Source organism: Kordiimonas sp. SCSIO 12603, from assembly GCF_024398035.1.
Lineage (GTDB): Bacteria > Pseudomonadota > Alphaproteobacteria > Sphingomonadales > Kordiimonadaceae > Kordiimonas.
Window position 1 is genome coordinate 2,440,390 of the sequence record NZ_CP073748.1, and the last position, 17,364, is coordinate 2,457,753.

17 protein-coding genes are annotated in these 17,364 nt (G+C 44.7%); 4 read left to right on the forward strand and 13 right to left on the reverse strand.

Going from position 1 to position 17,364, the window contains the following annotated elements:
• Nucleotides 1–18 precede the first annotated feature (18 nt).
• The 5 genes from KFE96_RS11275 to dusB all read right to left on the reverse strand — a co-directional run bounded on the left by KFE96_RS11275 (nt 19) and on the right by dusB (nt 7,361).
• Nucleotides 19–1,407 (reverse strand): sigma-54 dependent transcriptional regulator, encoded by a 1,389-nt coding sequence (locus tag KFE96_RS11275; protein ID WP_255832691.1) that lies wholly within the window; start codon nt 1,405–1,407, stop codon nt 19–21.
• 28 nt (nt 1,408–1,435) lie between these two features.
• Entirely contained in the window at nt 1,436–3,745 is a 2,310-nt protein-coding gene (locus KFE96_RS11280) for a PAS domain-containing sensor histidine kinase (protein WP_255832692.1), read from the reverse strand.
• 66 nt (nt 3,746–3,811) lie between these two features.
• On the reverse strand, nt 3,812–5,269 hold the full coding sequence (ntrC, locus tag KFE96_RS11285; protein WP_255832693.1) for a nitrogen regulation protein NR(I): 1,458 nt from the start codon (nt 5,267–5,269) through the stop codon (nt 3,812–3,814).
• Nucleotides 5,266–6,354, reverse strand: a complete 1,089-nt coding sequence (locus tag KFE96_RS11290; RefSeq protein WP_255832694.1) for a nitrogen regulation protein NR(II) — start codon at nt 6,352–6,354, stop codon at nt 5,266–5,268. The genes ntrC and KFE96_RS11290 overlap by 4 nt, the downstream gene beginning before the upstream one ends.
• Nucleotides 6,355–6,374: 20 nt before the next feature.
• Nucleotides 6,375–7,361, reverse strand: a complete 987-nt coding sequence (gene dusB, locus KFE96_RS11295; RefSeq protein WP_255832695.1) for a tRNA dihydrouridine synthase DusB — start codon at nt 7,359–7,361, stop codon at nt 6,375–6,377.
• 43 nt (nt 7,362–7,404) lie between these two features.
• On the opposite strand from dusB, the gene KFE96_RS11300 reads away from it, so the two are divergent.
• The 3 genes from KFE96_RS11300 (at nt 7,405) to KFE96_RS11310 (ending at nt 9,678) form a co-directional block, all read left to right on the forward strand.
• Nucleotides 7,405–8,613, forward strand: a complete 1,209-nt coding sequence (locus tag KFE96_RS11300) for a bifunctional 2-C-methyl-D-erythritol 4-phosphate cytidylyltransferase/2-C-methyl-D-erythritol 2,4-cyclodiphosphate synthase (protein WP_255832696.1) — start codon at nt 7,405–7,407, stop codon at nt 8,611–8,613.
• 3 nt (nt 8,614–8,616) lie between these two features.
• Nucleotides 8,617–9,120, forward strand: coding sequence for a phosphatidylglycerophosphatase A (locus KFE96_RS11305; RefSeq protein ID WP_255832697.1), 504 nt, complete (start codon nt 8,617–8,619; stop codon nt 9,118–9,120).
• Between the two features lie 63 nt (nt 9,121–9,183).
• Nucleotides 9,184–9,678, forward strand: a complete 495-nt coding sequence (locus tag KFE96_RS11310; protein WP_247021480.1) for a CinA family protein — start codon at nt 9,184–9,186, stop codon at nt 9,676–9,678.
• Nucleotides 9,679–9,712: 34 nt separating this feature from the next.
• On the opposite strand, the gene KFE96_RS11315 is transcribed toward KFE96_RS11310, so the two are convergent.
• Nucleotides 9,713–10,588: a phytanoyl-CoA dioxygenase family protein gene (locus tag KFE96_RS11315; protein WP_255832698.1), complete on the reverse strand. Its 876-nt coding sequence runs from the start codon at nt 10,586–10,588 to the stop codon at nt 9,713–9,715.
• Nucleotides 10,589–10,648: 60 nt separating this feature from the next.
• Between KFE96_RS11315 and KFE96_RS11320 the strand changes: the two genes are divergently transcribed.
• Complete coding sequence (locus KFE96_RS11320; protein ID WP_255832699.1) at nt 10,649–11,296, forward strand: TetR/AcrR family transcriptional regulator; 648 nt, start codon at nt 10,649–10,651, stop codon at nt 11,294–11,296.
• Here KFE96_RS11320 and KFE96_RS11325 read toward each other — a convergent pair.
• From KFE96_RS11325 to KFE96_RS11355, 7 genes are all read right to left on the reverse strand, one after another.
• Nucleotides 11,293–11,733 carry a type II toxin-antitoxin system RatA family toxin gene (locus KFE96_RS11325; RefSeq protein WP_255832700.1) on the reverse strand — a complete coding sequence of 147 codons (441 nt, stop codon included), beginning with the start codon at nt 11,731–11,733 and terminating at the stop codon, nt 11,293–11,295. The two genes, KFE96_RS11320 and KFE96_RS11325, sit on opposite strands and share 4 nt — an antisense overlap.
• Nucleotides 11,734–11,793: 60 nt before the next feature.
• Nucleotides 11,794–12,591 carry a DUF3667 domain-containing protein gene (locus KFE96_RS11330; RefSeq protein ID WP_255832701.1) on the reverse strand — a complete coding sequence of 266 codons (798 nt, stop codon included), beginning with the start codon at nt 12,589–12,591 and terminating at the stop codon, nt 11,794–11,796.
• Nucleotides 12,592–12,659: 68 nt separating this feature from the next.
• The gene (lipA, locus tag KFE96_RS11335; RefSeq protein ID WP_255832702.1) at nt 12,660–13,574 is read right to left on the reverse strand and encodes a lipoyl synthase; all 915 of its coding nucleotides are present in this window, start codon (nt 13,572–13,574) and stop codon (nt 12,660–12,662) included.
• Between the two features lie 3 nt (nt 13,575–13,577).
• Nucleotides 13,578–14,183, reverse strand: a complete 606-nt coding sequence (locus tag KFE96_RS11340) for a DUF5655 domain-containing protein (RefSeq protein ID WP_255832703.1) — start codon at nt 14,181–14,183, stop codon at nt 13,578–13,580.
• A gap of 8 nt (nt 14,184–14,191) precedes the next feature.
• Nucleotides 14,192–15,589: a dihydrolipoyl dehydrogenase gene (gene lpdA, locus KFE96_RS11345; protein WP_255832704.1), complete on the reverse strand. Its 1,398-nt coding sequence runs from the start codon at nt 15,587–15,589 to the stop codon at nt 14,192–14,194.
• A gap of 2 nt (nt 15,590–15,591) precedes the next feature.
• A complete protein-coding gene (locus KFE96_RS11350) occupies nt 15,592–15,951 on the reverse strand; it encodes a cupin domain-containing protein (protein WP_255832705.1) in 360 nt (119 codons plus the stop codon).
• A gap of 12 nt (nt 15,952–15,963) precedes the next feature.
• A complete protein-coding gene (locus tag KFE96_RS11355) occupies nt 15,964–17,256 on the reverse strand; it encodes a pyruvate dehydrogenase complex dihydrolipoamide acetyltransferase (protein ID WP_255832706.1) in 1,293 nt (430 codons plus the stop codon).
• Between the last annotated feature and the right edge of the window lie 108 nt (nt 17,257–17,364).

Consider the following 17,364-nt stretch of genomic DNA (forward strand, 5'->3'; position numbering starts at 1 on the left):
GACTTATCAAGCCTCTATCTATTCACCAGCATTTCGGCCGTTACTCGTCAGGCCAAGTGACTTCAATTTTCTATGGAGCGCTGAACGTTCCATCCCGATGAATTCTGCTGTCTTAGAAATATTCCCACTGAAACGATTAATTTGAATTTTGAGATATTCCCTTTCAAAACTCTCTCTCGCTTCCCTAAGAGGTGTGGTCATAATGGCGTTGTCGGTACTAGAGTGCAATAAATCATTTGAATTAGTACGAATTTCCGGTGGCAGGTCTTTGCTACAGATTTCGGAACCGCCGTCTTCTGGGCCCATAATCAGTACGCGTTCAATAATGTTTTTGAGCTGCCGCACATTTCCCGGCCAATCATAATTCTGCAAAGAAGCAAGCGCATCATCAGACAACGTGACAGAGGCTCGACCTGTTGCAGCGGCCAGCGTTTCAAGGAAATTCTGTGCGAGCATGGGAATATCTTCACGCCGCTCAGCCAAAGACGCCATTGAAAGCGGCACAACATTCAAACGGTGATAAAGATCTTCTCGAAAACGCCCTTCTTCGATCTCAACCAGCAGGTTTTTACTGGTAGCAGAAATAACACGAACATCGACCTTTACACGTGAGTTACCGCCAACGCGTTCAAAAGCCTGATCTGTTAATACACGTAATATCTTGGCCTGTGTCGGGAGCGGCATATCTCCCACTTCATCTATAAAGAGCGTACCACCATGGGCACGTTCAAATAGACCTGTTTTCACAACACCACCATTTTGCTCAACACCGAAAAGCTCTTGTTCCATCCGGTGAGGTTCCATAGATGCAGCACTTACTACTACAAAGGATGAACGTGAGCGATGCGACCTTTCATGAATTTGTCGTGCAGCTACCTCTTTACCAGCGCCTGATGGCCCCTGAATCAAAATACGGCTATTCGTTGCTGCTACTTTCTCAATGTTTTGACGTAAACTGTTGATGGCCTGCGAACGACCAATGATATCTACTGAAAAGCCTGTTTTCTTCTTTAGTTCTTCATTTTCACGGCGAAGACGTTCTGCCTCAGTCGCGCGAGCAACCGTTAGCAATAAATGCTCAGATTCAAAGGGCTTTTCAATAAAATCATAAGCTCCCTTCTTAATCGCAGCTACGGCCGTTTCAATATTACCATGCCCTGAGATTACAATGATCGGAAGATCACGGTGCCGACTTTTAACAAGTTCAAGAATTTCAAGCCCATCGAGCTTACTGCCCTGAAGCCAAATATCCAAAATTAACAATGAAGGTAAACGCGCCTCTATCTGTGTAAGCGCACTGTCACTATCGTGTGCGGTACGGGCTGCATAGCCCTCATCCTCAAGAATGCCCGCGATTAGCTCACGAATATCAGCTTCATCATCAACGATTAGAATATCAAGGGCCATTTAGGCTCCCTCCCAACTTTACTATTCATCAAACAGCCGTAGCCGCCTTCTCTAATTGCTCAACGCGCTTTTCCAAAGCCTTATGCGAGAAGTACAAAGTTACGCTTGCCCCTCCCTCACCGCGATCAGCGATCCTCACGTTACCGCCATGCTCTTCCATGATCCTACGCACAATTGCCAGACCAAGGCCTGTTCCTTTTGCTCTGGTTGTCACATAGGGTTCCATTAAGCGATCTTTCTGCTCAACTGGAAGCCCCAGACCATTATCCTGCACGGTAATAACAGTTCGTTCATCATCCTGTTGTAATTCCAAAGATACTTTACCGGGAATAACTTCTTCTCCTGAGGCAGCTTGTTTATCCATGCGTGCTTCTACAGATTCAGATGCATTTTTCAAAATATTAGTAAGAGCTTGACCAACCAAACGGCCATCACAAATAAGCTCATTAAGCTCTTCATTGAGATTGTGGTGAAAGTTAATATCAACGTTCGCTACATCCTGTAGGAAAACAGCATGTTTTATAACGTCCCTAATATTAGTCTCTTTGAGAAGCGGTGCTGGCATTCTAGCGAAGGAACTGAATTCATCCACCATGCGGCGCAGATCACCTACCTGCCTGATAATCGTATCTGTACACTGACTAAAAACAGCCGTATCGGAAGCAATTTCCTTCAAGTACTTACGCTTTAGACGTTCTGCTGACAGTTGAATAGGCGTGAGCGGGTTTTTAATCTCATGGGCAATACGTCTCGCCACATCAGCCCAGGCGGCTGTTCTTTGGTTTGCCAGCTGCTCCGTCACATCGTCAAAAGTGGTGACAAAACCACTAATTTCACCATCATCTGAACGTTCAGCGGAGACACGGGTAAGAAGAGTACATATCTCTCCATTTCTTTCTAGCTGAATTTCGCCCTTGGCTTCATTCCCGTTCGCATCCTTTGCTTGTTCAAGAATATCTTTAAATTCAGGGATAATAACTTCCAGTTTTTGACCGATCATTTCTTCAACGGTAGATCCAAGAAGTCCCGCAGCTGATCGGTTAGGTAGAAACACTGTGTGATCCTTCTGAAGCCCGATAACCCCGGCAGATACGCCCTCCAGTACTTCTTCAAGAAAACGCCTGCGCTCATCAAGTTCTGAGTTAGCTGCGATAAGGTCTTTTTGGTTCTTAGCTAATTGATCTGTCATCCGGTTAAATGCACGGCTCAGCATACCAACTTCATCACTTGTTGGAACACTGGGCACACGCGCCGCAAAATCACCTTTACCAACTCGTTCCGACGCATCCACCAAATTGGAGAGTGGCGTTACAAGGCGGCTGGAGAACCAAAGACCAATCCAGATAGCGGCCAACAAAATAAGAAGCGCTATAATAATAAAAACCAAATTGAACTGTAACTGGAAGTCACTTCGTTGGTTTTCCAGTGTTTCATAGTCATTTACTGCGCTCTGCGTGGCTTCCAAATATGTCAAGACATTAGGACTTAGATCGCGCGATACATATAGATAAGTGGGCCGAAAGAAAGATGATAGCCGGATTAATCCTATCACTCGGTTATTCTCAACATCCGTAACCACAATAGCGCCGCCGTCACGAGCATGCTCAATTACCGCAGTGTCCAAAAAATCATCTGATAACCCTAGGCCAGCAGTTGCTCGTGCTAACACGTTAGCTTCACCATCAAACACGATTAGCTCGCTAAGCAATCGAGTATTAAGGGCATCATCTGCCACCCTTTGCAGCCCTATGAGATCCTGCTTCTGTAAGGGAGAGATATTATTGTAAGCTCGGGCAATTTGGAGCATGTCTTTTTCAACATCAGCCCTGTGCTCAATCATATACGTTTGTGCAACTTCAAGGGAATTGGTGAGAGTATTTCTAATTTTGTCGCTAAACCAAGACTGCAGTCCAAACTCCAGAAATAATGCTGAGAAAACCGTCATAATGATTGGTGGAACGACGGCGATACCAATAAAGAAACCCGTAAGTTTGTTATGAAGCCTCGAGCCGGCAGCCATTCCCTTGCGAGACCACCATATCCTGATAACCCAACGGCTTATTGATACAGCCAGCGCTAGCAACAGCGCCAAATTAACGCCGAGTAACACCCGCATGGTACGTCCGGTAGCCACTTCAAACGGAGCGCCCTTTTGGGACATTGCGATGTATGTTGCTATTGCTGAAGTAACCGCAAGGAAAGCGATAACAATCTCAATCCTTCCAGCTAATTTTAGACGTCTTGCCCAAAGAACGAACTTTGCCCAATTTCGGTTAGGCAATTTAGGATGCGTAGCAATGATGCCATCAACATTATCTGGTTTGGTTGTTTCCGTCATAACTAGCCATGATGCATATTTGTCACGGTTGTACCAGAGATATCACATATTATTTTAATGTTTTTTTTAACGTTGGCTTTTTGGAGAGATGACAATATCCAACTCTTTGATTTTTTTACGTAGAGTATTTCGGTTCAAACCCAATAAATCTGCGGCTTTCAATTGGTTACCATTGGTAACAGACAACACCTTTTGAATAAGAGGTCGTTCTACTTCTCTAAGGATGCGCTGGTAAATTCCTGGGGACGGCAAGCCATCATCATGATAATCAAAATACTGATCTAGGTGTAGGCGAACCGTTTGAGATAGATTCCCTCCAGTTACATCCGCCATGATACTTATTGGTCCGCCGGATAAATCAGAGACTGATCTGTCAAACTCCTCTTTCACCATATTTCCAGTGATTTCATTCCCAGGATATAGTGCACAAACCCTATTAACCATGTTCTCTAATTCTCGAACATTCCCAGGCCAATCAAAGGATTGTAGTATTTTTTTAGCCCCGGAAGATAAAGCCTTTTTGGGAAGGCCATTCTCTACGGCTTTTTTTAAGAAATGTTCCGCGAGATCGGGGATATCGTCAGTTCTTTCACGTAAAGAAGGGATATTTAACGGCACAACATTCAGCCGGAAGTATAAATCCTCTCGAAAATCACCAGATCGCACCATTTCTCGAAGGTTTTTGTTGGTTGCCGCAATAATACGAACATTAGTTTTAATCGTGGAAGTTCCTCCAACTGTCCTGTATTCGCCTTCTTGAAGCACCCTTAAAAGCCGTGTTTGTGCTTCGAGAGGCATATCACCTATTTCATCTAGAAATAAGGTTCCGCCTTTAGCTTGCCCAAATCGGCCTAAGGTTCTCGTTTCGGCACCCGTGAATGCACCACGTTCATGTCCGAAAAGTTCACTCTCAATGAGTTCTTTCGGAATAGCTGCCATATTCACAGCAACAAAAGGATTTTCTTTTCGCTTACTGTGCGTATGAATAGCCCTTGCAACCAATTCTTTACCGGTTCCGCTTTCTCCAATAATCAGTACAGTGAGTTCAGTCTGAACAACACGTGCCATAGCACGGTAAATTTCCTGCATAGCCGCAGAACGGCCAATTAGCAGACTTTCTTCTTGCTCATAATCAGCTTCACTTAAATTAATATTGTTTTTAAGTGCTTTCTTAGCAATAGAGACTAACTCATCGATATCAAAGGGCTTTGGTAGATAATCAAAAGCTCCTTTATCAGATGCAGCCATAGCTGTAGATAGTGTATTTTGGGCACTCATAATAACAAACGGTAGCTCAGGTCGGACTTCGTTAAGCTCCGCCATACATTCAATGCCATTACCACCTGGCATCATCACATCGGACAGAACCAGATCACCCATTCCGCTTCTAACTAATCTATCAAGTTCCGCAACATCTTCGGCTTCAACCACAAGCCAACCTTCTTGGCGCAGCGCCTCCCCCACTACAAGGCGTATAGTCAGGTCGTCATCAGCAACGATGATAGTTGGTTTATTCCGTGTCATACTTTTTTATCCTCATCGAGTGCTAATTGCACCTTAAAGACCGCACCGCCCTTGGGGTGGTTATCGAAGGTGACTGTCCCTCCCATTTCGCTGATGTAGCGTGCTACTAATGCAAGTCCCAAGCCTGAACCACCCTCTTTACCGCTTACAAACGGATCAAACAGATAATTCTTTAGATTCTCCGGAATACCCGGGCCATTGTCATGGATAGATATCTCTATAGGTAATCTCTTTCGAGAGCCGTCAGCTTCTCTAATCCAGATTCCATGTTGATAACGTGTAGTTACTGTGATCTTCGCTGTGTCTCCCGCTGCTTCCACAGCATTTTTTACTAGATTTAAAAACACCTGAATCAAACGATCATAATTGCCATAAACATCTGGGAGTGAAGGGTCAAATTTCGGTTCAAACTCAGCTTTCTCGCCAAAACCAGCAGCAGCTACATTAAGTACATGATCCAGTACTTCATGAATATTTACTGCTTCATTTTCCTGCGCGGTTGGCGTGCTAAAGGTCTCTAACTCGTCAACGAGCGACTTTATCCGATCAACCTCTTTAACAATCAATTCAGGAAGTCTGTCATCTCCTTCTTTGGAAGAACGAGCGATTAATTGGGCGGCCCCTCGAATACCGGATAAGGGGTTTTTAATTTCATGAGCTAACATGGACGCTAAACCGCTAACAGAACGAGCCGCAGCTTCCATTTCCTCACGTTTTTCAAGATATGCTGTAATCCGCCGAGGCTGGGCTGTTATGAGTATCTCGCCCTCTTCCCCATAGGGTGAGGCATGAAGATCCATAAGCTCTATGTCACCGATTGGTGGTCCGCAAGCCACATCATAACTATTCAGAGGTGTCACTTCTTGTCGGGATCTATCTACAAGTTCTTCCACCTGAAGACCAATACTACGAAGTGCCCGGATAGATTGGCCGATTAACACTTCTTCACTCTGCTGAAAAATAGCTTCGGTGTGCGAATATATTTGTGTAATTATATTATCAGCTGAAATGAGCAATGTTGCCTGATGTAGGCTGTTCAGAACGGCTTCTGGTGCACCAAGTTCACCAGAAGGTACTGTTTCCAAACTTCCCCCACCTGATTTCATTAAGCAGCCATTTGTTCACACAGTGGTAGGAAATATTCCTTAAGAGACTTTTTAACTTCTTCCGGATCGTCTACACGGTTTATGTAGTGTCGGAATTCTGCCGAGCCTGTAAGCCCTTTTGTATACCAGCCGAGGTGCTTACGCGCCATACGAACAGCTGTAACAGTGCCGTAGTGATGAAGCATTTCTTCATAGTGGCTTAAAATTGCCTCTAGTTGCTCAGCTAGTGTTGGTTCCGCAATACGCTCACCAGTCTTAAGGTAATGAATTACCTGTGACGGGAACCAAGGTTTACCATATGTCCCGCGACCAATCATAACGCCATCTGCGCCTGATTGCTCAAGAGCATTATCTACATCATCAAAGGTATTGATATCGCCGTTTACCACAAGAGGAATATCAACGGCGTCTTTAACAATTCCTACCTTCTTCCAGTCGGCATGCCCCTTATACATTTGGCAGCGTGTCCTACCGTGTACAACGAGCATCTTGATCCCTGCTTCCTGAGCAATTTTTGCCAATTGGGGAGCATTAAAGCTATCATCATCCCAACCAAGTCGCATCTTGAGGGTTACTGGTAGTGATACTGCATTCACCGTAGCGTGAATAAGTTCACCTGCGTGATCAAGGTCGCGCATAAGCGCTGAACCAGAGTGGCCATTCACCACTTTTTTAACCGGGCAACCCATATTGATATCAATAAAAGCAGCGCCGCGGTCTTCATTAAGCTTGGCAGCTTCAGCCATTTTTGAAGCTTCACAACCCGCTAGCTGAACAGACATCGGGAATTCTTCAGCGCAGTTTGTTGCCATCTTCTGGCACTTCTCGCTTGCACGGATCATTGCCTCAGAAGCAATCATTTCAGATACAACAAGACCAACGCCGTAACTTTTTACAAGTTTACGAAACGGCATATCTGATACACCACACATAGGTGCTAAAAATACTGGGTCTTTGATTTCTACTGGACCAATGTTAATAGCCATAACAAGAACCTATACTACGCTGCCTAAATATTGGGCACTGCTTATGCCAGAAAATGATAGAAAAAGCCAGAGCAAGATTTGCATGACAGATACTAAGAAAATAGCGGTGATAATTGTAGCGGCTGGTCGTGGCACCCGCGCAGGTACAGACGGGCCAAAGCAATATGAAAAAATTTGTGGTAAAGCAATTATAGATCATACACTTAAATCTATTTCTTCATCTATTAAAGAAGCTACTATAGTTCCCGTTATTCATAAAGATGATCATCAACGATATGAACAACTCACTCATAAAAATTGTGCTTTACCGCCTGTTATAGGTGGTGAAACCCGTCAAGAGAGCGTTCTGAATGGGCTATTAGCGCTTCAAGATTATGATCCTGATTATGTGCTGATCCATGATGCAGCACGGCCTTTTATAGTTAAAGAAACAATTGAGAAATTGATCTCAGGCCTCAATAACAGCAAGCGCGCTCTTCTCCCTGCGGTACCAATAGTAGATACTTTAAAACATGTTACTGAAGACATAATTGAAAAAACTGTGGACCGAACTTCTCTATATGCCGTTCAAACACCGCAGGCTTTTCGCTATGGGGAAATCCTTGAGGCACATAAAAATGCGCCACATAAGAATTTCACCGATGATGCGGCTGTATTTGAACACTTTGGCGGTAAAGTTACAATTGTGGACGGACTTGAAACTAATTTTAAAATTACTCGCCCCGAGGATTTTCTAAAGGCAACAAACCTGATGATGATGCAATTAGCAGATATAAGAGTTGGCTCCGGCTATGATGTACACCGATTTGACAAAGGCGATCATGTTTGGCTTGGCGGCATAAAAATTCCACACACACACAAGCTTAAAGGCCACTCAGATGCAGATGTTGCCCTACATGCTCTTACAGATGCTATTCTTGCCGCTATTTCAGAAGGCGATATAGGAACCCATTTCCCACCAAGCGATGAACAATGGCGCGGTGCCCCAAGCCATATATTCTTGGAAAAAGCGCAGAAGTTAGTAGCTGAAAAAGACGGTATCATCGCACATGTAGGTATTTGTATTATTTGTGAGAAACCTAAAATTGGTCCACATAAAGATACGATACGGCAAAAAATTGCTGATTTATTAGATATAGAGATAAGTCGAGTAAGTGTTCAGGCTACCACAACAGAAAAGCTTGGTTTCACAGGGCGCGAAGAAGGTATCGCCTGCCAGGCAACGGCAACCATAAGACTACCTCTGGACTAATTCATGGCAAAGCAGACCCTTTCAAATTGGCAAGAACGGTATAAAAGCGCTGCATATTGGTGGAGCGTTGGATTTGGCTCAGGCCTTATAAAACCTGCCCCCGGAACATGGGGTTCTTTGGCAGGCCTCCTTATTGGATACGGCATTCTTAAGCTACCTCAATCTTTTTGGATATTACTCATATTTATAGCTGCTACCACACTACTTTCTGTGTTCGCTATTAACCAAATTGAACGTAAAACAGGTATTCATGATGCACCAGAGATCGTGATAGATGAATTCGCAGGCATGTGGGTCTCCTTGTTACCCCTAACCTTCGCTAGCTTTGGGTATATAGAGCTAGCTAGTGCATTCATATTGTTCCGTTTTTATGATATCATCAAGCCGTGGCCGATTGAGTGGCTGGATAAAAAGGTCTCAGGTGGTTTCGGTGTAATGGTAGACGATCTAGCTGCAGGTATATTTGCTGCAGCTACCTTTTATGTTGTTAAAATGTTCATCCTATAAGGGTAATCATTCTGTATTCTCATGAATGCAAATACATAAACATCTATTTTCAAGGGGCACGTTTTGTTTAACGAAGATATTCAAACACTAGCAGAAAGCTTGCTTGAAGCCGCGAGACAGCGAGGGTTGACAATCACCGCCGCAGAATCCTGCACAGGCGGCTTAGTCATGGGTGCCCTAACCGCCATTGCAGGTTCCTCAGATGTAGTAGATCGGGGTTTCGTTACATATACCAATGAAGCAAAACAGCAGATGCTTGGTGTGAATATTGAAAACCTTGAGAGATTTGGTGCAGTATCAAACGCCGTAGCGAAAGAAATGGCGTATGGAGCTCTTGCGAACTCAATGGCTGATATCGCGGTCTCAATCACCGGCATAGCGGGCCCTGGTGGTGGCAGCGATGAAAAACCAGTTGGTACAGTTTGGTTTGCCATTGCTCAGTTAGGAGAAGCGCCACATGCGGAGGAACGACACTTTAACGATTTAGACCGTGATGGCGTTCGCAATGAAGCCGTGAAAGTTGCCTTATCTCTTCTTCTTGAGGCTATAGCATCTTAAAAAAGGCCGAAGAAACGGCCTTTTCTCTGAGTAATTAGACAGTTTTTAAAAGACGTTTGGGGTGCATACCATCTACATACCCTTTAAACGGAGGATAAATATCATACCCTATCAACTCCTGAACTCTTTCTGGGCATTGAGCTGCTGTTTCTCTTGAAATAGAAAGGGAAAAGTTCTCCAGCGATCTAACCCATCCTGCGCAATATTGGGGCGTGATGATAAATCTAGTACCGTCTGATTTATTCGCTCCACCACGGTGCCACAAAGTCCCTTTAGCAACCATAAACGAACCAGCCTTCATTGTAGCTTTTATTGCATCAACACGAGCACCAGGGTCTTCATCTACATCCTTCATACGTTTATCAGAAAATGTATTTTCAAGAATAGCGCCATTCATTTCCTCTTCACCCCAAAGGTGACTACGAGGAATAATTTCCGTAGCTCCGTTAACATCAGTTGTGTCTTCAATAGCCCAGAAGGTACTAACGCTCCAATTCTTACGAGGTAACGCTACATCACAGTGACTATCATCATAATGCCATGGCTGTACGCTTTCTCCCGGATGAAGGTTAATAGCTAGATAGGCATATAGCAGGCAGTGGCGCCCCAAATCAGCTTCAGCAAAGCCGAGAGCTAGTGGATGCATAGCCAATTCAGCAAACACTGGGGCTTTTTCAACGAGCGCATAAAGCCTATTAGATTTGAGCCCTTCAAAATCGTTCCGGCCAGCTACATTTTCATCAAGATATGGCTTAGCCGCAGATTTAATACGTTCCAGCATCTCTTCGGACAATACATTTTCAAAGATCATATAACCTTCGCGATCATATTCGTCCTTCGCTTGCTCGAAGCTTCGACCGCCTAAATACTTCTCAACTTCATCTCTCTTCATAGATAAATTTTCAAACATTGGCCCCTCCATGATCACACTATAAAACAGACATTGAAATGATATATAGGATATTTTGAATTGAATTCAATTCAATATATAGAAGATATTGATATTGCCGCCAATTACACAGATTGCTATAGAACTTTAATGAAGAAAAAAATACCAGCAAAAACAAAGATATTAACAGCAGCCATTGATGCTCTTATCGAAGGCTTAGGTGACATTGAAATGAATGATGTCGCGAAACGAGCTGGTGTCTCCGTTGGCCTTGCCTATCACTACTTTGGATCAAAAGCTGGTCTAGTTTCTGCTGTCGTAGAAAGATTCTACGATGACTATGATGCTATCATGAATGAACGATACGACGCAGAGATTCCATGGCAAAAACGTGAGTATAAACGCCTTTGTGCTGTAGTAGATTTTCTCTATACCAGCCCCCTAGCCCCGATCATGCTTGCAAATTTGGGCTCAAGCCCAGAAGTGCTCGCGGTAGAGGCCAAGAGAACCAGAGCAACGGTTGAGCTTGCAAAAGCCAATATTGCTGATGGTCAGCGCAAAGGTTATTTGCGTGAAGATATTAACAGAGAGGTAGCAGCTGGTGCTATTATCGGCGGTATTACACTCGCTACCGCTCAGGCTCTCTCAAACCCCACTTTATTAGACAAAGAAACCCTAACAGACCAGTTATGGGATTTCATCTATTCGCCGCTAGCCAAGCGCAACTAAGCAGCATTCTCATATAGTTCAGCTGCACGTTTTTCAAACGCAGCCACCATTTTTTCACAGGCCTTACCAAATAAACCGCCGATAAGATCATTCAGCAATTTGCTGTTAAATTCAAAATCCACTTCAAAATCAACGAGACAGCTGCCATCTTCTTGCTCGATAAAACGCCAGTGATTATAAAGCCTGTTCATAGGACCTTTAATATAATCTACATCTACTTTGGTATTTTCTTCGAGTGTGACGCGGCTTGTGAAACGTTCACGGAACATCTTGAAGCCGATAATCACATCCGCATCAAATTGATTTGGTTTCTTGCCGTATACGCGCGCACCCACACACCACGGTAAGAAATCCGGGTATCTTGCTACATCTGAAACAATATCAAATACCTGCTGAGGCGAATAAGGCAGTATCTTTTTCTCTGTAAACTTAGGCATAAAAATCTCTATTACTTAGCCGTTGAATACAAGGAAGGGCCCTATTCGTAAAGCATAATATCAGGCAATATATAAGTTAATCAAAACCAGAGAAGCGCCTACCACCAACACCGAAATAACTGTCAAAAGTAGTGTCGCTATCGTTCCCAGAAACGATATAATCCACCCCATTTTGAAAAACACTCTGGCGCCAAAAAAGAATAATGCCAGCATTAGTAAAGTACGTATGTCCTTTTGATATGCATCAAACAGCCACATCAGAATAACCAAAAATATGGATAGAAAATAGCTGTGCCCAACAATGAAGCATAAAAAGCTCAGCACTTCTGGGTAATTGTGTTTTGCTCGGAAATATTGCCAACGTAGAAAAAAAGCTGTCAGAGGTATGCTCATAAAAACCAACAGATTTAACTGGTTACGTAACATATCCCGAATAGCTTCGGCCGAGACTTGTACCTGAACATTATCTTCTTTTACTTCAATACTATTTACCTCTTCTTGGGTTACCTGTGATCCTTCACCTTCATTTACTGCTTCCTGTACATATATCTCATGAAAGCCAGTTATAACTGTAAGAGAGAAATAGATGGCAAAACATACAAACAGGTACTTAACAGGGTTAATATAGCTGGCACGGTTTCCATTGATGTAATTGAGAGCAACTCTTCCGGGGTTTAACGTCAACTCACGTAGAGTACGCCAAAACTTAGAATCCACCTCCGTTAAGGCCTCAAGCATCTGGCTGATAAAGACCTTTATTGTGAGACGAGTTCCAATATCTTTTTGCCCGCAAGCATAACAATAACTGCCATGCATAGGTTCATAGCAGTTAGCACATGTCGTTTTAGCTTCAGCCATAAAAAAAGCCCTCCCGAATTCGCGTAGAATTCATCGGAAAGGCTTGTTTCGTCAAGTAAAATAGAAACTTACTTCTTTGCGGCCAGCTTCTTTTCGCGTGCCTCACGAAGACGGGCAAAATCATCGCCGGCATGATAGCTTGAACGAGTTAGAGGTGTTGAGGATATCTGTAAGAAGCCTTTACCTTTACCCATACGTTCATAAGCCTTGAATTCATCAGGCGTTACAAAACGTTCTACCTTAGCATGGCGCGGCGTTGGCTGCAGATATTGGCCAATGGTCATGAAATCAATATCCGCCATGCGCATATCATCCATTACCTGGCTAACTTCAAGGCGTTCTTCACCTAGGCCAACCATAATACCCGATTTTGTGAATATATTCGGGTCCACCTGCTTCACTGTTTCAAGAAGGCGGAGCGAGTGATAATAACGCGCACCTGGGCGGATTTTCGGATAATTCCGCGGCACTGTCTCCAGATTATGGTTAAACACATCCGGACGAGCTTCCGCTACAGTTTCTATAGCACCAAGCTTATTACGGAAATCTGGGGTTAAAATCTCGATCGTGGTTTTAGGGCTTGTATCTCGGATCGCCTTGATCACCTCAACAAATTGGTTAGCACCACCATCATCCAAGTCATCACGGTCAACAGATGTAATCACGATGTGCTCAAGCTCCATGGTTTTACAGGCTATTGCCGTATTCATGGGCTCCATCGGATCAACAGCCATTGGGCGACCGGTTTTAATATTACAGAATGCGCAGGCACGCGTGCATGTATCACCAAGGATCATTACTGTTGCATGCTTCTTTGACCAGCATTCACCAATGTTTGGGCATGCGGCTTCTTCACATACAGTGTGCAGGTTTTTACCGCGCATCAGCTTTCGAGTTTCGTGATACTCCTTGCTTACAGGAGCTTTCACACGAATCCAGCTTGGTTTACGCTGAAACTGCTTTTGATCTTCTTGCTTATTCATGGGCTATGCGTCCAATTCATACGCTGACTTGATCCACGAGATCAGGTCATCATCAACATCATCGGCGCTAGATACCTCAATTCGGTGGGTAATTCTATCACCTTTTGCCAAACCGCCTGTATCAATCAAGCGTTCTGGTAGCTCCCCATCATAGTCTTTCAATGCCAATCCGAGGTCTATGCGTTTCTGCGTAGCTGCTTTGACCTGCGCGAATACATGGTTTCGGTAAAAAGGCACATATGTTTTGCAAGGGCTTGCCCCCACATCATTGCCCTGCTCTTCAATGATAGTATAAAGCCTATCGGCAAAAGCGCGGAGATGTTCTTTTTTCCCTAAAAACTGTGCATCAACAACTGTTGGTGCCTTTTCAAGGTAAGCATCGGCATCAAAATCTTCATGCATACCAAGCGCGTCGCTCGCGATTACCATACATGTGGGCCTACCTAAGCTGTATTCAGCTTTAAGGAAAGCAATAATATCTTTTGAAACAGAAAGCCCAGCCTTCGTTACAATCGCTGACCATTCTTCAAGAGACTTTCCAGTTTTTGCCGGAATATTCTCCCGAATAGCAATCATATGATTAACCGCAGGATGGACTTTCAGTTTCATATCATTTCCTAAATATGGATTGGGCGTCCATAAGCAGCCAGCACACTTTCATGCATCATTTCAGAAAGCGTTGGATGCGGGAACACGGTATGCATCAACTCGGCTTCCGTTGTCTCAAGCGTACGACCAACAACATAACCTTGGATCATCTCTGTTACTTCAGCGCCAACCATATGGGCACCCAAGAGCTCACCTGTTTTCTTATCAAAGATTGTTTTCACAAGGCCTTCAGGTTCACCAAGAGCAACAGCTTTACCGTTACCGATGAACGGGAATGAACCAACATTGATTTCGTATCCAGCATCGATGGCTTTCGCCTCGGTAAGGCCAACAGATGCTACCTGCGGGCGGCAATATGTACAGCCAGGGATATTACCCTTGTCCATCGGGTGAACATCTTTAACGCCACCAATTTTTTCGGCAGCGATAACACCCTCATGCGATGCTTTGTGTGCAAGCCACGGCGCACCAGTTACATCACCAATCGCCCAGAAACCATCTACACCCGTGAAGCCATATTCATCTGTTACGATATGGCCGCGATCAGTTTTAATACCAACGCTTTCAAGGCCGATATTTTCAGTATTACCCTGAATACCAATTGCAATAATCACGCGGTCTACGGTGATTTCTTCCTTCTTGCCCTTTTGTTCAACAACGCATGTTACGTTATCTTTGCCAGGCTTAAGTTCTGTAACAGAGGCATTTGTTTTAATGGTCATGCCCTGCTTCTTGAAAGATTTCTCTGCGAACTTTGAGATGTCAGCGTCTTCCACTGGAAGAACGCGGTCCATCATCTCAACAACTGTCACGTCAGAACCCAGCTCATTAAAGAAGCTGGCAAACTCGATACCGATCGCACCTGAACCAATCACTAAAAGCTTCTTCGGCATCGTGTTTGGTGCAAGCGCGTGCTTGTATGTCCAAACAAGTTTACCGTCAGCTTTCAGATGCGGTAGTTCACGAGCACGTGCACCAGTTGCGATAATTGTATCCTTCGCAGAAAGCTCAGTTACTTTACCGTCTTTGCCAGTTACAGCCAGTTTACCTTTCGCAAGGATCTTTGCTTCACCTTCGATATGGGCAACTTTGTTTTTCTTCAGCAGCATACCAATACCGCTGTTCATCTGCGCAGATACACCGCGAGAGCGTTTCACGATGGCATCAAGATCGAACTGAACATTATCAACCTTCAGGCCGAACTGTTCAGCATTCTTTGCCAAATGATACACTTCGGCGGAGCGAAGTAACGCTTTTGTAGGGATGCAGCCCCAGTTCAAACAAATACCGCCAAGGTGCTCGCGTTCAACACACGCTACATTCATACCAAGTTGTGCTGCACGGATTGCGGCAACATAGCCACCAGGGCCGCCGCCGATAACAACAAGATCAAAAGCATTCGCCATTTTTAAATCCTTTCGGGATTTTCAACACGTCTTGGATCGTCAACACCACCGGTATGGTCCGTGGTTGCCTTTTCGATCAACAAGATACTGCATTCTTCAGGGGCGAATGGTTTGTGTTCCACGCCTTTTGGCACCACAACCATATCACCCTCTTCAATCCAAACCTGCTTATCCCGGTAATCCATGCGAAAGCGACCATTCACGACAAGGAAAAACTCATCTTCTTCCTCATGTGCGTGCCAAACGAAGTCACCTTCAATTTTCGCAAGCTTTACATGATAACCGTCAAGGTCTCCAATATGTTTTGGAGACCAATGGTCGCTGAAGTCTTTAAGTTTTTCGGCAAGATTAACCGGGTTCATCGCAAGGTTCTCCTAGAGAAGCATTGTGATTGGGTCTTCGATGTAGCCTTTAAAGGCCGCAAGGAATTCCGCACCAACTGCGCCGTCAATTGCACGGTGGTCACAGGAAAGTGTACAGCTCATCACCGTTGCTACTGCAAGAGCACCATCTTTCACAACCGGACGCTGTTCACCAGCACCTACTGCCATGATTGCGCCCTGTGGCGGATTAATTACAGCACCAAATTCCTTGATGCCGTACATGCCGAGGTTAGAGATAGAGAATGTGCCACCAGCATAATCTTCAGGCATTAATTTGCCGTCACGTGCTTTTGTGGCTAGCTCTTTCACATCACGGGAAATATCAGCGAGACCTTTATTATCTGCGCCCCGAACAACTGGTGTTACAAGGCCACCGTCAACAGCAACAGCAACGGAAATATCAGCGCGCTCATACCAGTACATCTTGTCGCCAGCATACTGAACATTTGCCGCAGGCACTTTCTTAAGCGCAAGTGCTGTAGCGCGAATAATGAAATCATTCACAGAAAGTTTCACACCTTCATCAGCTAAACGATTATTTAGCTCTTTACGCTGCGCCATCAGCTTATCCATCTCACATTCGATTGTAAGATAGAAGTGAGGCACCGTTGTTTTAGATTCTGTAAGACGTTTGGCAATCGTTTTACGCATACCAGACAGACGCTCTTCCCGGAATGGAATATCGTCGTGCGGGCCATATGTTGGCGCTTCAACGGCAGCAGTTGGCGTGGCTGTAGCTGTAGTAGCTACCGCAGTAGGAGCTGCAGTTTGAGGTGCAGCCATTGCAGCTTCAACATCACGCTTGATGATGCGGCCATGCGGGCCTGTGCCTGCAACAGTCGCAATATCAAGACCAGCCTGCTTCGCAATGCGTTTTGCAAGTGGTGATGCTTTCACGCGACCATCCGTTGATGGTGCCGGAGCCACGGCTGGAGCAGCAACCGATGCAACAGGCGCAGGGGCTGCTTCTGCTTTTGGAGCTTCAGCCACAGGTGCTGGCGCTGCTGGTGTAGCCGACACATCAACATCACCAATTTCTTCACCATCTTCAGCGAGAACAGCAATAATCTGACCTACAGGTACATCGTCTGTGCCTTCAGCTACCAGTATTTTAGCTACAGTTCCATCGTCGATGCTTTCAACTTCCATCGTCGCCTTATCGGTTTCGATTTCAGCGATCACATCACCGCTTTCAACTGTATCGCCTTCTTTAACGAGCCATTTTGCAAGCGTACCTTTTTCCATTGTCGGAGAAAGAGCTGGCATGAAAATCTCAATAGACATTTGGCTTATCCCTTTATTTTGGGCCTAACCCGCCGTACTCGGCAGCGCCTTTTTTGAATTCTTATCTAAACGGAAAAGGAAGAGCATCGCCCTTCCCTTCAACCATTT